The 19225-nt window shown below is 45.7% G+C and carries 11 protein-coding genes; 4 read left to right on the top strand and 7 right to left on the bottom strand.

From position 1 onward, the window contains the following. Positions 1 to 267 precede the first annotated feature (267 nt). The 6 genes from QUA00_RS16980 to QUA00_RS17005 form a co-directional block, all read right to left on the bottom strand. Positions 268 to 1884 (bottom strand): diguanylate cyclase domain-containing protein, encoded by a 1617-nt coding sequence (locus QUA00_RS16980; protein WP_333300685.1) that lies wholly within the window; start codon positions 1882 to 1884, stop codon positions 268 to 270. Positions 1885 to 1889: 5 nt separating this feature from the next. After that, positions 1890 to 2645, bottom strand: coding sequence for an alpha/beta hydrolase (locus QUA00_RS16985; protein ID WP_333410325.1), 756 nt, complete (start codon positions 2643 to 2645; stop codon positions 1890 to 1892). 312 nt (positions 2646 to 2957) lie between these two features. Further along, positions 2958 to 3161: an EAL domain-containing protein gene (locus tag QUA00_RS16990; protein WP_333410326.1), complete on the bottom strand. Its 204-nt coding sequence runs from the start codon at positions 3159 to 3161 to the stop codon at positions 2958 to 2960. Positions 3162 to 3974: 813 nt separating this feature from the next. Next, positions 3975 to 5537 carry a circadian clock protein KaiC gene (kaiC, locus tag QUA00_RS16995; RefSeq protein WP_333410328.1) on the bottom strand — a complete coding sequence of 521 codons (1563 nt, stop codon included), beginning with the start codon at positions 5535 to 5537 and terminating at the stop codon, positions 3975 to 3977. Positions 5538 to 5884: 347 nt separating this feature from the next. Next, positions 5885 to 6199, bottom strand: coding sequence for a circadian clock protein KaiB (gene kaiB / locus QUA00_RS17000; RefSeq protein ID WP_006632119.1), 315 nt, complete (start codon positions 6197 to 6199; stop codon positions 5885 to 5887). 188 nt (positions 6200 to 6387) lie between these two features. Then, positions 6388 to 7323: a circadian clock protein KaiA gene (locus QUA00_RS17005; protein ID WP_333410330.1), complete on the bottom strand. Its 936-nt coding sequence runs from the start codon at positions 7321 to 7323 to the stop codon at positions 6388 to 6390. Between the two features lie 396 nt (positions 7324 to 7719). Here QUA00_RS17005 and QUA00_RS17010 point away from each other — a divergent pair, with 396 nt between their 5' ends. Both QUA00_RS17010 and QUA00_RS17015 read left to right on the top strand, forming a co-directional pair. Then, positions 7720 to 10953, top strand: coding sequence for an ATP-binding protein (locus tag QUA00_RS17010; protein ID WP_333410332.1), 3234 nt, complete (start codon positions 7720 to 7722; stop codon positions 10951 to 10953). Positions 10954 to 11311: 358 nt separating this feature from the next. Further along, complete coding sequence (locus tag QUA00_RS17015) at positions 11312 to 12184, top strand: tetratricopeptide repeat protein (protein WP_445305751.1); 873 nt, start codon at positions 11312 to 11314, stop codon at positions 12182 to 12184. 427 nt (positions 12185 to 12611) lie between these two features. Here QUA00_RS17015 and QUA00_RS17020 read toward each other — a convergent pair whose 3' ends face one another. Next, the gene (locus QUA00_RS17020) at positions 12612 to 16229 is read right to left on the bottom strand and encodes a WD40 domain-containing protein (protein WP_333410336.1); all 3618 of its coding nucleotides are present in this window, start codon (positions 16227 to 16229) and stop codon (positions 12612 to 12614) included. Positions 16230 to 16601: 372 nt separating this feature from the next. Here QUA00_RS17020 and QUA00_RS36865 point away from each other — a divergent pair, with 372 nt between their 5' ends. Continuing rightward, on the top strand, positions 16602 to 18659 hold the full coding sequence (locus tag QUA00_RS36865; RefSeq protein WP_445305749.1) for a patatin-like phospholipase family protein: 2058 nt from the start codon (positions 16602 to 16604) through the stop codon (positions 18657 to 18659). An 11-nt stretch (positions 18660 to 18670) separates the two neighbouring features. Continuing rightward, positions 18671 to 19213, top strand: a complete 543-nt coding sequence (locus QUA00_RS17030) for a hypothetical protein (RefSeq protein WP_333410337.1) — start codon at positions 18671 to 18673, stop codon at positions 19211 to 19213. Positions 19214 to 19225 lie beyond the last annotated feature (12 nt).

The following is a 19225-nucleotide window of genomic DNA, read 5'->3' on the forward strand; positions in this document are numbered from 1 at the left end:
GTCACGCTCGAAAGTGTTGCAGGTCTAAAAAGCTCTTATAACCTTGGCGAAGCTAACATTACCCGAAAGGGACTCGGAGACAACCATATCTCCATAGAGGGGCAACCATACCCCTCTAACCCCGCAAGGGGATTCAAGGCGATTGAAATCGCCGTGTCGTTTTCCACGAGCGGGCTGAAGCCACGCTCGTTTCCCACTTACCGAGTATTTTTTATGACTGATTTTGAGAGACCGGGGACAAATTTTTGTCCTCGGTGTCAATGTGATTTAAGCGTCAGTGTCAAAAATCGAATCGCCGCTGTAGTCGCAGGTCGCGGACTGATTGCGCCCCTGTTGCTTGGCACGGTAGAGTGAACGATCGGCGATCGCAATCAAGTCAGCCGATGATAGTTCCGAAATCGGAATCAAGTTGGCGATACCCATACTAATAGTAACTACATCGCTCACATCAGAGGTTTTGTGAGGAATATGTAAAGCTTGAATAGCAGCGTGAATCCGTTGGGCCACCGAACTCGCTCCTTCAATATCTGTATTAGGCAAAATGATGGCAAATTCTTCTCCGCCGTAACGCGCCACTAAATCCGCCGGACGGTAGACCACTTCTTGCACAGTCTGAGCAAGTTTGAACAGACAACTATCCCCCATTTGATGACCGTAGCAATCATTATAGCGTTTGAAATAATCCACATCAAACAACAAAAGAGAAATAGGTTTTTGTTCCCGGTATAGCCGCTGCCATTCCTGCTCTAAGCGGTCATTAAAACAGCGGCGATTAGCAATTTGAGTCAACCCATCAATATTTACCACTTGTTCTAAGAGATGAGTAGCGCGGGCTAGTTCTTCGTTAGAGAGTGCCAGTTGTTGATTAATTTCTCTCATGCGCGCTTGAGCCTGCTGCCTTTCTACCAATTCCTTCTGCAACTTCTGAAAAATATCCGCTTGTTTAATTGCGATCGCTAACTGATTAGCAATCTGTTTAACAAGGTCAATTTCAAATTCTTCCCATTGCCGAGGAGCAGAACATTGATGAATACATAACAACCCCCACAAATCTTGTCCATTGAGCAACGGCGCAACTAAATTAGCCCGAACCGGAAATTGTTTCCAAAGAGCGCGGTAACAGTGTTGAAGGTCAATATTATTGATATTTTCAACTACCTGCATTCTCCATTCTTGATATGAATCAGGATATGGTTCACCACCACACGGGTCGTTAAATTGATTTTTGCTTACCAATTTACATCCTTCGCCTACGGATTCTGAAACAAACTCACCATATCCAAAATTACTGTCAGGATAGAACTTAAATATGCCGACGCGCTCGGCATCAAGAAACACGCGAATCTCCTGGGAAGCAATCTCAAAAATTGTAGACAAATCAAGAGATTGACGGATGTGTTGAGTAATTTCTTGAAGTAATATCGCCTTGTCGTACTGTTTCCGCAGGGCGATTTCCGCTTGCTTTTGGGCGAGAATAGCTGCCTCGGCTGCTTTTTTTGCTTTAATAATTTCACCTTCGTACAGGATACGCTGGCGGATACAGATCAAGATGCAATCGTTGATGAAGCTTCCTCCCTTCTCTCGACGCACAGCGTTGATCAGCATGGGTATCTCACTACCCTCCTTCGACCTTAATGAGAAGTAAATTTCCTCTACTTTACCGTGGAGCTTCAACAGGGGGAAGAAATGGGTTTGATAGAAAATCCGGCTGGCGATCGGCAGAATGGATTCCATCTTCTGTCCCCGCAGTTCATCGGGTTCGTGTCCGAGTAATTGCACTAATGTGGCGTTGACCATTAGGATGGTACCATCGTCAGCAAACGAGAGGAATCCACAGGGTGACGTGTTTAGTAGCTCGTCTATCTGATAGGTCATGTTTGCCATACAACTCAGGTAGTATGAGGTACACTCAAATACTCCTTAATCATGTCGATCGTCTCTTGTGGATGACTCAGGTGCGGGCAATGTCCCGTAGCTTTCATCAGCCGTAGCGTACTTTTAGGCAGGTGGCGGTGGAGATAATGCCCTACCTCGGTGGGAGCTACCATGTCATCAGTACATTGCAATATCAGTGAAGGTACTGGGGCCTTCGGTAAATCACTGCGATTGTCAGAGTAAAAAGTCACCTGGGCAAAGCGACTTGCAACCACCGGATCGGTGGAACAAAAACTTGCCTCAAGTTCCTCACTTAACTCAGGACTCTCGTGATTCTGCATCACCATTGGCGCCATAAAGCTTGCCCAACCAATGTAATTTTTCTCCATGATATCGAGGAGATCCTCAATATCTTGGCGCTCAAACCCTCCGTAATAATTTGGTAAATCATTCATGTAGCAGGGTGAAGGCCCTACGAAAATCAGGCGCTTAAAGTAATTAGGAGCTTGAATTGAGGACAGAAGGCCGATCATACTGCTGACAGAATGGCCGACAAAAATCACATCAGTCAAGGCCAATTCTTCACAGATATCGAGGACATCCTGAACATAGCCATTGATGTGGCTGTACCGTTCAGGAGTGTAGGCACTAATATCCGACTGTCCCGAACCTACATAATCAAATAGGATGATTTTGTAGTCCTTCTCGAAGGCCGGTGTTACGAAACGCCACATATTTTGATCGCACCCAAATCCATGAGCAAACATCATGGTCTGGCTGCCTTGTCCAAACAATTTTATATTATTCCGTAAGAAAATTTTTTCAGTCATTTGAGCAACACGAGCATTAAATTGATTATAAGACTTTTGCGCGCTTTTATGAGGGAGGATTGCTTATCCCAAAGAGTGGTAGACAACAATTCAGGATGTCGGATTAATTGAGTGGCAACCTCAGCACTGACAGGCTTGCTAAACATATAACGCTGCCCGATTTCACAACCGATGCTTGTAACTATTGCCATTGCGCTGGGGTTTCAATTCCTTCGGCAATTGCGATCGGATTTAAGCGATGTGCCATTGCAACTAGGGCTTTGGCAATTGAGCGATCGCTCGATCGCTGGCTAAATCGCACCCAAATAAGCGAGTAAATTTGAGCGACTTCACGGGAACCTTTTTCAGATTGTTAAAAGCAGCATAGCGAGTCCCAAAATCATCGACAAAAATCCCCATACCATGCTCCGATAATTGGCTCAAAAGATTGTAGGTAATGTCAACATTAAGCATCATTGCCGTTCCCGTAATCTATAGCTAGATATATTTCGGTTTCTTTTCGGTGCGATCAACAATGCGATCGCTCTTAGCGATTAAAGTCGGTTGGGTGAGTTGACGTGCCGACAGATTCACCGCTATATCAGGAAGAATTAGTCCTGCTGCTAGCCACTGCTGATATTGCCAGCAAGCTTGCTCTAAAATCCATTTGCTCTTCGGGCCAAATCAATCCAGTTTTTTCAGCGAGGGGAATACATCGATGGCGATGAATCCAACCTAGTTCAGGAGAATGCCCTCCTACTATAACTTTAACACCAGCAAGGCTACCTGTTTGCCAATCGAGCTGAGGTTGATCCTACAGCAAGTATTGGCTTTCCCAGCACAATTCAAGAGATTTGCGATCGCCAAGGTAATGATTTTTGATCATAAAATTAGTCTTAATATTTTTGTAAAAACAATCGCCCGTGGTTCCGCTAATCTAGGAGTAGTAGGGATAGGCACGACGCGGGACTAAGCTGCTAGGCCAGAAAGATTTTCTGGTATGTTCGAGAATCGGATTGGGACAGGATTTGATGATTTTTGAGATGTCATTGAAATATACAATTTAGAGGCACAACAGCTTACCCCTAGATTTTTACCACAACCTATTTAGTGGGATTGCTACAGCAAAAGGCGCTGATGAAGAAGGCAATAAAAGCTCATATTTCAGCACTTAAGAACCTCCCAAACATTGTCGCGGTTGCTATAAAACTTCACAAACTCCTCAAATTAAAAAAGTTGGGTTTCCTAGCTCAACCCAACCTACTTTTAACGACCAATCACTGCTAACTCTCAAATATCCTCATCGTCTTGACCTTGCACACCCTGGAGAATCCGCGATAGCTCACTCTTCTCATTAATCGTAATCCGACTAGGAGAACCGCTGATAATCCGTTCGTAACCACTGAACGAATCTTTAATTTGTGGCCCTCTTTCAGTAATTGTGTATTCTCGAATTCCTTTGTCGTGCCACGAACCGCGCATCTTAAACACATTAATTGCCCGCGACATTTCTCCTCGAATCTCTACATACTGCAACATGATAATCGTGTCAGTAATCGTAGAAATATGGGAGTCCGTAATCGAATGAGCACCCATAAACTGGTCGCTTGTATTTGTGAAAAACCCGGTTATTTCTTCCTGCTTCGCAAAACCTGTCACTCCGATCACAAATTGCCTGAAAGCATTATTGCTGACACCCCTAGCTAACGCCGACAGCGAGTCTATAGCAATTCGAGAAGGTTTGAACTCAGCAATTTCTGATTTAATACTCTGCAAGTGGTCTTCCAAACCCGCCGATTCCGGGTAAGTGCACAGCAGCTTCAGCAGTCCTTTCTCTTCCATTGCCTCAAAATCAATGCCCCAAGAATAAGCATTGCGGAACAACTGAGCCCGCGACTCTTCATAGGCAAACAACAGCGCCCGATTGCCGTTCATACAAGCATTCTGCAAGAACTTGCTCACCAATAGCGTTTTGCCGGTTCCCGTTGCACCCGTAGCCAAAATAATTGAGTCTTTGAAGAAACCGCCACCGCACATCTCGTCGAGAGTTTTATCGCCCGAAGAAACCCGCACGTTTGAAGACTTTTGAGTTAATCGCATCGCCCCCAATGGGAAAATATTAATTCCGTCATTAGTCATAGTAAAAGGATATTCGCCCTTCATGTGAGTTGTACCGCGCAACTTCAAAATTTCCATTGTGCGGCGGCGGCGTTCTCCTTCCAATACGTTGCGAACAATCACCACATTATCCGACACAAACTCTTCCACCCCAAACCGAGCCACCGGGCCGTATTCTTCCACCCGTTCCGTAGTCATAACTGTAGTTGCTCCGACTTGTTTGAGGCGGGCAACTAAGCGAAAAATTTCTCGGCGCACCACCGATGCAGCGTCGTACTGCTGAAATACGGCTGTCACCGAATCTATAGAAACCCGCTTGGCTTTGTATTTGCGAATGGCGTACTGAATTCGCTCAATTAAGGCTGATAAATCAAAATTTCCTACGATATCTTGACCTTCCGGATCGGGGGAAGCGTCCAAAATAAATAGCTTGCCTTCCTCGATTAACTGTGCCAGATCCCAACCGAAACTGCAAGCATTTTTAATAATATCTGTCGGAGATTCTTCAAAAGTTACGAACACTCCCGGTTCGTCAAAATGGGTAATTCCGTTATAGAGAAATTGTACGGCAAATAAAGTTTTTCCCGTTCCTGACGTGCCGCTGACTAGGGTTGTTCTGCCGAGTGGCATTCCGCCGTGACTGATGTCATCGAAACCCTCAATCATCGTGCGAATTTTTTCAACTCCTGGCGTTACCAATCCTTTTCGTTGAACCGTTTGACTAATTTCATTCATGTCGATTTTTGTCAACTCTCAGTATTCTTTAGTTGTCACTCATTAACCGCCGATCATGAGTCTTTGTACCCAGCTTTTAGTTTTGGCTCTTGCTCAATAACTAATGACTGCTGACTGCTGACTAATGACCCCGCCCAAAAACCGATACCGTCCCACGTACTCCTGTCGTGGAAAGATAAAAATTTTAGACTTTTGTTCAACCTCCCCGATTCATCTGTTGAGTAAATCTAAAATCTAAAATCGTTCGACGATCGCGCGACTCGACGCTTCGACGCTCGCGCTCGCCGAACGTTTCACGTCAAACCGAAGTCTCAAATCTAAAATCGACTGACTCTCACCTGATTATCTTATGAATTCAGGTCTTCTTCGCGAAGTTCTTCATAGAGCAAATCTAATCCTATCAGAACTTTCTCGCGATCGGACAAATCGCCAATAATTTTTCGCACCGGCGGCGGCAGGATTTTGGCGAGCGTCGGGGTTGCCAATATTTTGTCCTCTTCTGCTAGCTGAGGATTTTTGAGAACATCTATGACTTTCAGCGCGTAGACTCCTTGAAATTCTTGTTCTAGGATGTCCTTTAGGGTTTTCAAAGCTCGCACTGAGTTGGGAGTATTCCCCGCAACGTACAGCTTCAGAACGTAGGTTTTCTTCAGAGGACTCATGAACTTTTTTAAATGTTGAGTATTAGTTGTCAGATGTTAGTTGTAGTGGTTATTTGTCTTAAATCCGCTGTTCTTTGTTATTTTATAAGAATTTCAGCCTCGCGCTGGCGCGGTCCTTGGTCGGCTCCTTTCTTTTTTGTTAGATTCTACCTTCTACCTTTTCTTTCTTAAATTAGGCCGAATCCCTTCTACATTCTACCTTGAGATGTCTCTTTCGGAATAGATCGCCGATACATCTCGCACATATGAGCGATCGCGTCAATCAGGGTCAAACGGTAATCCAGCAATATTTCCTCGCTGCGCCCTTCTAATTTTAGCTGTTTAGCAAACTCGTCCATCAATTCCATGTGAATTTCTACAATTTGAGTCACGGGAACGTCAGCAAAAAAAGCCAAATTCACAAATTCATCTATTAGATTGTTGACCGCACTACCTTGAGAAAAATAATTCAAAACGATGTCGCGATAACTTGACTTGAGTTGCTCCAAAAACTTTTGCTTCTCTGGACCCGACAGATTTTTCAAAAAAATCTGGGAATTTCTTTTATAATACACACCTAAGTATCCTAATCGCTCCCGTAATTTTTCTGCCAGCCGCCGCTGCTGTCGGCTGAGCAAACTTTGAGCAGTCAATTGGGCTGTCGCATCGATTGTTACGGATTGGTAATTGACAGGAACCGGAGTTGAAAGTTTCAGAAATTGTGCGATCGCCCGATCGATACCAGCAGCTATTTCGCTCGATCGAGCGATTGTTAGTTGCACCTCAGCAGGGTGATAAAAAAAAGCACAGCTTTCGTCTCGACTCTGGTTGGCGGTACTGGCTGCCGCCTCAAAACCATCTGAATATGCTGCTTCGGGCGTGCCATCTACCTGCGCGTGAGGCGAAAAAATCACAGCAGGCAAAAAGATCGATCGTTCTTGCAGCTTGCCCAGAAGCGATCGCAGATCCCCATCCACCTCCAAAACCAAACAATCAAGGTGATAATTGTGCTTAAGGAACCCCAAAAGCTCCACGGCCGACTTAATGTGCGTTAAAGCATAGCGATCGCCTCTCAAAAGCTCGATCGCAGAGGCTGCGATTTCCTCAGAGCGGACAAAAATACCAATAGACAGTTGAGGAAGCAAAGCTGTAGGTGCACCACCTAAGTTGCCTGAAAGTGCTGGATCGCTCAGAGTTGATATCTCCTTTACAAAAAACTTAACATTTTAACAATCATCTCAACATTTATTTTAACCAATCTTAACCGCAAAATAAGTGATGCGCTTCTAGCAGAGGAAGAATCAAAGTGTACTCCTTGGTTGTTGTGTCAAGCACCCTGAGCGTGATTTCTGCAATTAAGCTTAAGCCTTAAAATAATTGCTAGTCGCCTCAAATCAGGCGTAGGCATCGAACTCCCCGGTCTCGGTGCAGATACCCAGCCTGATAGGGAACTGATATAAAACAAATAAGATACAGAAATTCGCAGCTACATTGAGCATCAAAAATATTACTGCTCTCGCGAGCAGACTCTCAGGTTTGTTATGCCACTCACCACCGCCAGTATCAAAAATTTTATCGAGCCAGTGCCGCTGTGCCTCCAAACTGCCGCGCTAGAATCGCTGCAGTCAATTTTCAGATCCTGCAACTGCGATCGAGTCGCAGTAGTCAACGAACAGTTACAGCCGCTGGGATTAGTGTACCTCCGCAGCCTTTGGGCTTGGGGAGCCGATCGCACAAACGATGGGCAGCAACCTTTGTCAGAAAGCTCGATCGCGATCGAACCAGTCAGGGCATTACCCGCCGCTATGAGCGTCAGGGAATTCTGGCAATACCTGCAAACACAGGAACAGAACACCCCAGCCCTGCCAAACCGTCAAACCGCCGGCATTTCATCAAACAACCCGATCGCCCTCACAGATGCCAGTGGTCAATTTTTAGGAATGCTAGACAGCCTGAGCCTGCTGCAATTCGCCGCACTTAACAGCAGCTCGCTCAGCAGCCTCACAGAGCAGGCAACAGCCGTCAAAGAAATCGAATTAAGGCCGGTTTCCGAAGCCCTCGCCACGGCCCTAGAGGCTCAAGTGCGCTTTCTAGAAGCAGGATTGAAACCTTCGGAAAACCTGAACTCCCTAGTCCAACTCCTAGAAAAACTGCCCCTGCCCCTGAGATTGCAAACCCCTACCGCACAAATAGTCAGCCAAAACGCAGCGTGGCGGGTTTTGCTGGGAGCAGGCCCCGAACCAGTACCAGAACCAGCAGCAAATTTGGGTAAACACTCGCCGCGTAAACCAAGCCATTTAACAAGCGAATACAAGAGCGTGCAGTTAGAGGCCATCACCAAAGAGTGCAGGAGCGTAGTAGGAGCAAGTAGATCAGGCGATGGCGATTCAACAGCAGCCACCAGTTGCCCGCTGCCCTTGTACGCCGCCGCCTCCCCCTCAACCTTAACCGCTCCATCTTGGTGCCCCACCGCCGGCAAACCAGATACCTATATTTGCGAATGCCCTGTACAAAAAGGTCAAGAACGGATCTGGCAATTTGTCAAACAACCGCTCTCAGACCAGCTAATTTTAGTAATGGGACAAGATGTCACCGAAGAACATTTAGTGGCCAAAGAACTAGCAGCGAAAAACGCAGATTTAATCCACCTCAACCGACTAAAAGACGAATTTTTATCCTGCATCAGCCACGAACTAAAAACCCCGCTCACCGCCGTCCTCGGTTTGTCCAGCCTCCTCAAAGATAAATTGATCGGAGAACTCAATGACCGCCAAACACGCTACGCCAAACTAATCCATAAAAGCGGGCGGCATTTGATGACAATAGTTAACGACATTTTAGACTTGACCCGGATGGAAACCGGGCAGCTAGAACTAATTCCCGAACCGGTCGAAATAGCATCAACCTGCCAAAGAGCCTTTGAACAAGCAAAACAACTGCAACAGCAAGAAGAAAAAAACCCTCCCGGCGCGAGCCAAACGGACGGTACAGCAAACGCAGAACCCTCTGCCCAAATAGAATTTACACTCGAAATAGAACCGGGACTGAGCCACTTAATTGCCGACGAACTGCGGCTGCGGCAAATGCTGGTTAACCTCCTTTCCAATGCCCTAAAATTCACCGAACTCGGCGGCAAAATCGGATTGAAAGTAAATGTTTGGGAAGGCTGGATCGCATTCACTGTTTGGGACACTGGCATCGGCATCCCCGCCGACAAACAGCACCTGATCTTTCAGAAATTCCAACAGCTAGAAAGCCCCCTCACCAGGCGCTTTCAAGGAACCGGACTGGGACTGGTACTGACTCAACGCCTAGCTCGGCTGCACGGCGGAGACGTTTCGTTTATTTCCTCCGAAAACCAAGGCTCTCAATTTACCCTGCTGCTGCCACCAAATCCTCCGGGAAACAGCAGCGAAGAAGTCTCCGCACCGGGAGCCGCTGAGGAAGAATTATTAAAATCCCAATATCCGACTCTGATCGCCAATTCTCGCTCTCGTTTAGTATTAATAGTCGAAGCCGTTCCCAAATATATCGAAGATTTAACCAACGTCATCTCAGGTTTGGGCTACCAAGTAATAGTCGCCCGTTCCGGCACCGAAGCACTGGAAAAAGCTCGCAGGTTCAGTCCCGAAGCGATTTTCCTCAACCCGCTGCTGCCACTGCTGTCGGGTTGGGACGTGCTGACGCTGCTCAAGAGTGACCCGGATACCCGATCGATTCCGGCGATCGTCACGGCCACCAGAGGCGAAAAAGAACGGGCCAGTGTCAACAGAGCCGAAGGCTTTTTGAGCTTGCCGGTGGAAGAACCCGCTTTGCGGCGGCTGCTGACAGACTTGATCGGCCACAGTAATGCCAGTACGGGCAAAGTGAAGAGTTCTTTAACCGTGTTGTGGCTCAGCCCGCAAAACAGTTCGTCTCAAGGTTCCGCTTTACTGCTCAACCCCAACTACTGCCGGGTTTTAGAAGCAGACGACCTCGGCCAAGCAGAACTCGTGGCAAGAATTTGGCGGCCAGACGCGATCGTCTTGGATGGTACAAGTCAACTGCAAAACCCCTTAGCTTTTATCGAACAGTTAAGTCGGTCTCGAAATTTGGGTTCTCTCCCCTTGGTTACTTTAGAACCCACTACTACGCAACTGGCAAATCAAGTCAAAGGATTGTCGGTATTTCCCTGTTTGGCTACCCGCAGTCCCGACGACAGTGAAACTTCAGGTACCGGGTTGGTGGCCAGTGCATTGTGGCAAGTGATTCAAGTCGCTGCTGGCATGAGTTGGAAGCCCAGCATTTTATTTGCCGACATTTCGACGTTACCCGATTTGCACCGAACTTCTGGGGGGAACCCGACGGAAGAATTGGAACATTGCGATCGATCGACAAATGCCGAGATTCCCCTCCCCAATTCCCAGTTTTCTACTCCCAACTTTCAAGCTTTGATCCAGTACATCCACACCGCAGGATTTCGAGGGTCGATCGCTCCCTGCTGGACAGAAGTTTTGCAGCAGTTGCAATATCAAAGCGTTGACTTAGTTTTGCTGTGTTTGCGAGATGCCCCCTCAGAATCCCCCGCTATGTTGCAGGCGCTATCGAACCTGCGCCAAATGGCAGTAAAACTGCCAATTTTAGTCTGGGATTATCGGTATGCTGTAAATTCGGAATCAGAGGCGATCGACTTTCTACTGCAAGAAGTATCAGCCAAAATTTTGCCTTCTTCCTTATCGGCAGCACAATTGTTAGATAAAATTCAACAGGCTTTATTAACTCACTCAAGCTCGTGAAAATGAAGGATTTACCAGGTTTGTAGTGCGGAATTAACTCGTTTATAAATCAGTAAAAATAAACTATTATTTATGAGCTAAAACAGAATTTTGTAGAGCTTTAACTGACAACCGCGAAGCCTTATTTATTAACTGATTCAACTTTATAATAGCTCATAACTTAGCTTGTTTGTAGTGACCTTCTCAGTCGTCTATAAAATAGTGAAGAAAAACGGCTATCCTGAGTGCCAACATAATTTGAGAAGTATTTAAATGAAAACCCAGAAGTGTTGCGAGTCAAGAAGCAATATCAAAACTCAAAAATATGAGTTATTATAGGCGATCGAGAAACCCTTATATTTTTTTCTGGGGCTGTACAGTGCCTAATCGCATTCCTTTAATATCTCTGCTACTCGCACTCGGTTTGGGGGCAATGCCCGAGCCTGCTGTTGCACAGGCACTCCTGCCTTACACCCTGCAAATCGACTCGGCCCAACTCGAACAAACGGCCTTGAGCCTTGCAGAAGAAGCCGTCCAGCTAGCCAGACTCCAGCAGTACCAACTAGCGGTACCCAGAGCCGAACTCGCCACACAGTTAGCCCCCAAAAATGCTCAAACTTGGACTTTGTTAGGTAGCTTGTACCTTCAAGTCGAGCAGTTTGACAAAGGCATTGAAGCTTTGGGGCAAGCTCAATCTCTGTCGCCAGAAAATCCATCAATTAAATTTGTCTTGGGAGAAGCTCATTTTCGGAAAACGAACTACGAGAAAGCAGTCGAATATTTGCAAGCAGGATTAAAACTAAAACCAGACACTCCCGGTGCATTATTTGATTTAGGCAATGCTTTTTATAAGCTGAAGCGGTTCGATCAGGCGATCGCCCAATACGAAAAAGCCTTTGCTTTAGAAAAAAATCTTTGGCCGGCTGTCAACAATATCGGATTAGTCAAATACGAAATGGGAGATGTTGATAGCGCCATCAAACGCTGGCAAGAAGCGATCGCGATCGACGACAAAGCAGCCGAAGCAATGCTAGCTCTAGCAGTAGCACTCTACGGCAAAGGCGACAAAGCAAAAGGCTTAGCGATGGGAGAAGCAGCTCTAAAACTCGACAAACGGTATGCTACCCTAGAATATCTCAAAGAAAACCTCTGGGGCGATCGTTTGATCGCAGATACCCAAAAATTGCTAGCCACTCCTGAAATGAAAGCAGCACTGGCTAAAATTCAAGACGCCCCACCCCCTCCAATGTAGTCGCCCGATCCCAAATCCGGGTTTAATATCATGACTACCCCTCCGTCATATCAATTCCGGTTGCACCGGAATTATTGTTGACTGTTGACTGTTGACTGTTGACTGTTAACTTGGAGTCGAAAAACTGAATGATAGTTGAGTATTGACTGTTGATTCGATTTTACGCCCGACGATGCTAGCGGAGTTGATATCATTGCGAGGAACGAAGCAATCGCTTAGTCTCTGCGATTGCTTCGTTCCTCGCAATGACAAATAATACAAAAAAAAAGGGGTAGTAAACCCGGATTTGGTATTATAGCAATCCTAAATCATTTGCATAATTATTGTAGGGGCAATCCCCCCGTGGTTGCCCGATAGATAGGGGGTAGGCACGGGGGCACTACCCCTACAAATGTATCTGAATCATTTAGGATTGCTATAGTCACGATCAACTTACTTCAACTGCCCCCAGTGTTTTGAGCGTCGCAATAGTCGCCTCAGTTAAACCTTTAACACCTGCAATATTCATTCCTTCATAAGGTTTGGGAACAGGCAAGGTTTTGCTACACTCACCCGTTACTGCATCCCAAAGCTTAATCGTCTCATCTTGGCTGGCACTGGCTAGAATTCGACCATCTGGACTAAAAGCAACCGACCACACCCAATTGTCGTGTCCCCGCAGAACTTGCAAGCACTCATTCGTGCTAACATCCCACACTCGTACAGTTTGGTCATGACCGCCACTCGCCAAGTGTGTACCATCAGGACTGAACATTACAGATGACACAATACCGTCATGTCCCTCTAGGGTGGTCAGACATTCTCCTGTATTGATATCCCAAAATTTGATGGTACTGTCACTACTGCTGCTTGCCAGGATATTACCGTCAGGACTAAAGGCAACAGACCAAACCCAACCGCTATGTCCGGTAAAAGTTTTCCAAACTTCCCCTGTACTGATATTCCATAACTTCACCGTATTATCAGCAGTGGCAGAAGCGAGGATATGACCTGAAAAACTAAACGCAACTGCCAACACCCAGCCCTCTGGTTCGGCGCAAGTATAAAGACAGTGCCCTGTCCTGATATCCCATAGTTTTATAATCTGGTCGCCACTGAAACTAGCCAACGTCTTACCGTCGGGACTGATGGCGACTCCCCAAACCCAAGCTGAATGACCCTGTAAACTTTTTAGGCACTGTCCAGTCGTAGCATCCCATAACCTGACAGTAGTGTCATAGAATCCACTTGCAAGCAAGTGTCCATCGGGACTGAAGGCAATGGATTTCAATCGATTAGTCTGTCCATCCTGTAAGCTTTTAAGACATTTTCCTGTTTTAGCATTCCATAATCTGACGGCGCGATCGCTACTGGCTAAGCTGTGACCGTCTGGTGAAAAAACTACCGATGTCACTGGATTGCTTTGCCCGTAAAGTGTTTTCAGACATTGACCTGTTTTAACATCCCACAGTTTTAGCGTGCGGTCTTCACCAGTGCTAGCTAAAGTTTTGCCATCAGGATTAAACGCGACGGCTGAAACCCGACTGGTGTGTGCTTGCAGTGTTTTTAGGCACTGACCGGATGCAACTTCCCACAATCTCACGCTGCGGTCTTCGCTGCAACTTGCTAAAATCTGGCCGTCAGGACTAAAGGCAACAGACACCAATATTTGTGAATGTCCAGAGCAAATCCTCAAGACTTCACCCGTGTTAATATCCCAGAGGTCGATCGCAGAATCATCACCACTGGCTACCGTTTTACCATCTGGACTGAAAGCCACCGATCGAATTTGACTGCTGTCACTCTCAAACATTTTCAGGCATTCTCCCGTCTCTACATCCCACAGTTTGAGCGTTCCGTCATCACCGCCACTAACTAAAATCTTACCTTGAGGACTGAATGCGATCGACCAAGCCTGACTTTGGTGTGCTGGCAATGTTAGCAAGCATCGTCCATTACTCCAATCCCAAAAACGCACAGTCCCATCACCGATGCCACTAGCAAGCATCTTGCCATCATGACTGAAAGCAACTCCCAGCACAGTGCTAGTATTTCCCTGCAATATTTGACGGATAGACCAACTACTAACATCCCAGCAACGAATCGTCCCGTTACTACCGCCAGTAGCAAGAGTTTTCCCATCCGGACTAAAAGCAGCGGATAACACGATGCTGCCGTCTTCTTTGCTAGTGCTCAGCAGCTTAGCTTCTGGCATTTGCCACAAGTGAATCTCACCATTCGTATCGCCCAAAGCTAAAAGTTTTCCATCCGGGCTAAAAGCGACTGACAAACCACTTCCCAAAACTTCAGCGAAAACGGAATTAGCTAAATTAGCACCAGCAAAGTTTACCTGATGTAAATTCGTATCGGGTAAATAAGCTTGCCAAACGGTCAAATTAGAAAAATCCCAACCGCTTAAATCTGGCTGCATCTGACGCAATAGATTTATAATATTACCCGCAGCATAGCCAGTTTCTAGTGTTGGTTTACCGCGCAGTGATGCCAGAATGGGTTTGAGTTGGTTTTCTAGAAGTTGCTGGCTTTCAAAAGTAAAAAGCAGTCGATCGGCAATAGGTTTAAGGATAAGACGAGCTTGCGTATCTCTAAGGTATTCTTTAGCTGTAGCTTTGAGAAGAGCATGGCTTCTGAGAAGGTCAATTTCGCTGTTGGTTATCTCAGTGCAGACTTTTTCGATTAATCGTTCCGTCATGTATTCCATGACGACGGGTTGTTGAGTGTAGCCGTCTGAGGTTTTTTCGATGAGAGAACGTCTAACGAGAGAACCTAAAACCTCTAGTAATTCTTTGACAGTTAATTTTGAAACTAAATCTTGTTGTAACTCTCTCAGCGAGACTGGCTCCCGCTCGATCGCTAGCCAGTACATCACCTTTTTTTCTATATCTGATAAACGATTGAATTGTCGGTCTAATAGGTTCCGAATATCATCAAATACTAAAGTTCCTTGGTTTAAAAGTTCTAAAAATTTGGTCAGGCTACTTTCAAAAAAGTCGTGAATGGCTGGAGCAACCATTTTTAAAGCTAGGGGATTTCCCGCATAGTGGGATATCAAAATATCCCATTCGCAGTCTGATCCTTGAAAAAAAGCAATATCTTGGACAATTTCCTGTGCTTCTGGGGTTGTTAAACCTGTCAGTTGTAATGAACGAACTGGCAAATTTTTACCTTCTTTAGCTGCTAAACCGATCGGTTTTTCTCGACTGGTTAGTAGCAGGGTACTTTTATGGTTGATTTCGGCTACGCATCGCAGAAGTTGACCGTAGGCTTCATATCCCTGTCGATAACAACCCGTGCGTTCTTCTTCCTGTAGAATTGACTCAAAGTTATCTAATATTAAAAGACACCGATGCTGTCGCAGATAGTGCATCAGGCGCGAGATTCCAGCATCCACAGTTTCCGGTAAATTTGTTTCTTGTTGGTTCGAGAGAAATTGAATCAATTCTGCCAACAAGTCGAGGAGCGATGGAGCATTGTAGAGACTGTGCCAAATAATATAATCAAATTGTTCTTGGATGCGTTCTGCTACCTTGATAGAGAGAGAGGTTTTACCAATGCCACCCATCCCCAACAGCGTCACTAGGCGACAGCGATCGCCGATTAGCCACTGTTCTAATAAAGCTAATTCCTCTGCACGTCCGTAGAAAATAGAAACATCAATTGCCTCTCCCCAATTAATGGTTTTGTTGAGTTTTGTTACGTCAGGTGTAACTCGATCGGCGATCGCACCACTCCGATCGATTTGTTCGTTGATATTGTGACTAATTTGGCTATTTGGTAGTGCGACGGTTACTTGTGCCTGTTGCGCTTTCCGTCGCATAACTGACTGAACATTACTCTTGGTGACTTTTTCTCCGAATAGCCGACTGAGAACTTGCCATAACTGAAAGCCAACAAACTTAATATATTCTGCATCGTAACCCGCGCTTTTGGCAATCTCTGAATAAGAGCGTCCTTCCCAAGCCTGTCGCAATACTAATATCTGAATATCGTTGAGATGCTGTTGTTTGAGAACCGAGTCGAGGAAAAGCAATGCTTCGTCGATCGTCATTTATTTAAAATTATCGGGTGTGTGAGCGAAAAAGCGGTGGTTCCTGCTTGACGGCACAGAAGATTAAGCAATTATACTCAAGATGATAGCATATTTTGCGCGCAAGTTATAACTATTTATAACTATTTCTCACAGACGCGATCGGCGCATCCGGGTTATCACTGAATCAAGGTAGATTTAAGCAGTGAATTTCAATCTTAAGAGGGTACGATCGCAAGTTTCACAAACACACCAAAAAAAGCGAATATAGTTAACCCTTGTTGATTTAGTTTACTCCTAAGTTAGAGATTTATTGAACTTAGATTGATTCAATAATTTATTAGGGTAGCCTCGACCTATTCGCAAGCAATTTTTTTTAAAAGGAGAAACAAAATGCCAAGGCAGTTGTTGAATACAACAGAAGAATCAGAGTTTTTGAGTAAGAAAAAAAAAGAATGTGATTTGGTAATGAAAGGGGGTGTGACGAGTGGAATTGTTTATCCTCCGATTGTCCTAAAGCTTGCAGAAAAGTATCGGTTTCGTAGTATTGGAGGCACTTCTGCAGGAGCGATCGCAGCAGCAGTTACAGCAGCAGCAGAATACGGACGGGACACGGGAGGCTTTACAAAGCTCAAGGAGATCAGCGACCAACTTAGTCAAGAAAAGTTCTTACGCAACCTATTTCAACCTTCCGAAGAAACCCAACCCTTAATGGATACCCTGGAGGCTGTTTTTATTTACAGTAAACAACAAGAAGAAACGAAAAAAAACAACCATGAAAAGCAGGAAGAGTCAACTCCGCTGCAAAAATTCTTGGGCTTTTTCCAGTTTGCTCGATTTCTTCGCAAAACTTTTCGCTCTAAACACCAGAGGGTGTTCGCAATTGGATCGCTTAGAGGCTTTGCGATCGGTTTAATCCTGGCGTTGTTCTTATCAGGGTTCTCTTTTCTAGTATTTTTTTTAATGGCTCAGTTGACGGGTGGTAGTTTAAGCGGAGGGAGCTTTATTATACTCTTGCTGCTACTAAGCGTACCGTTGGCTTGGATAGGATGGTGGATGGGCGCTTTGGGTGTTGGCGTCTACGATTTGTACGGCATCCTCACTGAAAAAGTGCCGAATAACTTTTTTGGAATGTGCAGTGGGCGAAAAAACAATCGCACATCTAAAGGCCCAGAAGCGCTGACCGATTGGCTGACTGCAAAAATCAACTATGTTGCCGGAATTGATGAAAACGGTGAGCCACTTACCTTTGGCAAGCTAAAGCAAAAGCAAAAGCCCATTGACCTCAAGCTGGTGACATCTAACCTGAGTCACAATCAACCCTATATACTGCCTTTCAAAAACCACGCTTTTATTTTTAATAAGGAAGAGTTTTCCAAGCTATTCCCGTCGAACGTCGTAGAATATATGACGCGATGTGCTTACCGAAGCAAAAGCGTGGAGTTGCCTGAAGGTTTTCATTTCTTGCCTGAAGCGGACAATTTGCCAGTGGTAGTCGCGATGCGGATGAGCCTCAGCTTTCCTATATTAATCGGTGCCGTTCCTCTCTACACAATTAATGGCGCTGCTTTCCAAGGCAAAAAAAAGCTCGATCTTACCAAGGAAAAGGATTGGAAACAGTATTCGCAACTGAACTGGTTTAGTGACGGAGGCATCTCTAGCAACTTTCCGATCCACCTTTTTGATGAGTGGTTGCCAAGCCGCCCGACTTTTGGAATTAACCTTACCTCGCTGCCACCCAACGCATTTAAGAAGGACGAAAATAAGACTCAGATACAGGCAGATGCTGTCAGCGTCGTTACCAATCCAGATACAGAAAACCTTGGCCGGCAATTAGATACGTTGGATGGGGATAGAGATGAACTCTATAAATCAATTTACCTTTCCAAGGCAAACGATCCCCCTGTTCAGGTGTGGGCACAAATTTCCAAGTTGAGCGATTTTATCCGGGCAATTTGGTTAACAGCGCAAAACTACCGCGACAACACCCAATCAATGCTGCCAAGTTACAGGGAACGGGTGGTGCAGGTTCGTTTAGATAAAGCTGAAGGTGGACTGAATTTGTCTATGGACAAGAAAATTATCAAGCGAGTGATGGAAAAGGGGGAGATAGCTGGAGAAAAAATAGTAAATGATTTTAAGTTGGAACATCATCAATGGGTGCGTTTTCAGGTACTGATGGGATTACTGGAGACTGAACTGACAAAGGTGGAACAGGTGCTGCGAGACAAGAGTTTAGATTGCCAGAAGCTGGCCCAAGAGCAGCAGGATAAAAATGAGCAGCATAAGAATGATAAATATCCCTACCCTCGCTCCGAGGCTTGGTGCGACGAAGCATTGGCTCGCGTCAAATACATTCAGGATTTTGTGAAAGGTTGGGGTGATGTGTCTCTTATTGACGAAGAAACTCCACGCCCCGATCCTGTACTACGAGTGACACCAGAACTGTAGGAGGCAAGAAAATGCAATTGTGGCATCCACTCCATTTAATCCCCAGTGGTTTAACTGATTGGCTAGTATTGGGACTGTTGGTTGCTCTCACTTTGGGATTGGCATCAAAGACAAACCACCCATCGCTTACAACCGAACAAGCTCCCTGCGGTATACTTTCTCTTGAATTGGCAGGCAATGAGGAGAAAGCTAGCGCCATTATTGCCTCCTGGGAGAAGGGGGCACTCAACGAGGCTTTAAGCAGTCTTTACTGGGATAATTTCTTTCTACTGGCTTATTCAACGGCGATCGCATTAGGCTGTGTGATGGCTGCTGATAGGCTGCACGCGCCTGGAACTTTGGAGTACAACTTAGCGATTCTACTGGCTTGGGCGCAATGGCTAGCAGCGCTACTCGATCGAACTGAAAATTTCGCGCTTGAGAAAATGCTTCGCGGCGCTGTAAAAAGTCCCTGGCCTCAGATTGCTCGGTGGTGTGCTATACCCAAGTTCATCATCGTTGTTGCAGGGCTTGGCTATGTAGCGCAGTCATTATCGAGCTCGTTGCTCTCCTAAAAACCTAAAGCC

Origin of the sequence: Microcoleus sp. T2B6, assembly GCF_036700475.1 — a bacterium.
GTDB lineage: Bacteria > Cyanobacteriota > Cyanobacteriia > Cyanobacteriales > Microcoleaceae > Microcoleus.

What these genes read in the sequence shown, in the direction of transcription:
- QUA00_RS16980 (WP_333300685.1), bottom strand. Translation starts at nt 1,884, where the DNA reads ATGGCAAACATGACCTATCAGATAGACGAGCTACTAAACACGTCACCC.
- QUA00_RS16985 (WP_333410325.1), bottom strand. Translation starts at nt 2,645, where the DNA reads ATGATGTTTGCTCATGGATTTGGGTGCGATCAAAATATGTGGCGTTTC.
- QUA00_RS16990 (WP_333410326.1), bottom strand. Translation starts at nt 3,161, where the DNA reads ATGATGCTTAATGTTGACATTACCTACAATCTTTTGAGCCAATTATCG.
- kaiC (WP_333410328.1), bottom strand. Translation starts at nt 5,537, where the DNA reads ATGAATGAAATTAGTCAAACGGTTCAACGAAAAGGATTGGTAACGCCA.
- kaiB (WP_006632119.1), bottom strand. Translation starts at nt 6,199, where the DNA reads ATGAGTCCTCTGAAGAAAACCTACGTTCTGAAGCTGTACGTTGCGGGG.
- QUA00_RS17010 (WP_333410332.1), top strand. Translation starts at nt 7,720, where the DNA reads ATGCCACTCACCACCGCCAGTATCAAAAATTTTATCGAGCCAGTGCCG.
- QUA00_RS17020 (WP_333410336.1), bottom strand. Translation starts at nt 16,229, where the DNA reads ATGACGATCGACGAAGCATTGCTTTTCCTCGACTCGGTTCTCAAACAA.
- QUA00_RS36865 (WP_445305749.1), top strand. Translation starts at nt 16,602, where the DNA reads ATGCCAAGGCAGTTGTTGAATACAACAGAAGAATCAGAGTTTTTGAGT.
- QUA00_RS17030 (WP_333410337.1), top strand. Translation starts at nt 18,671, where the DNA reads ATGCAATTGTGGCATCCACTCCATTTAATCCCCAGTGGTTTAACTGAT.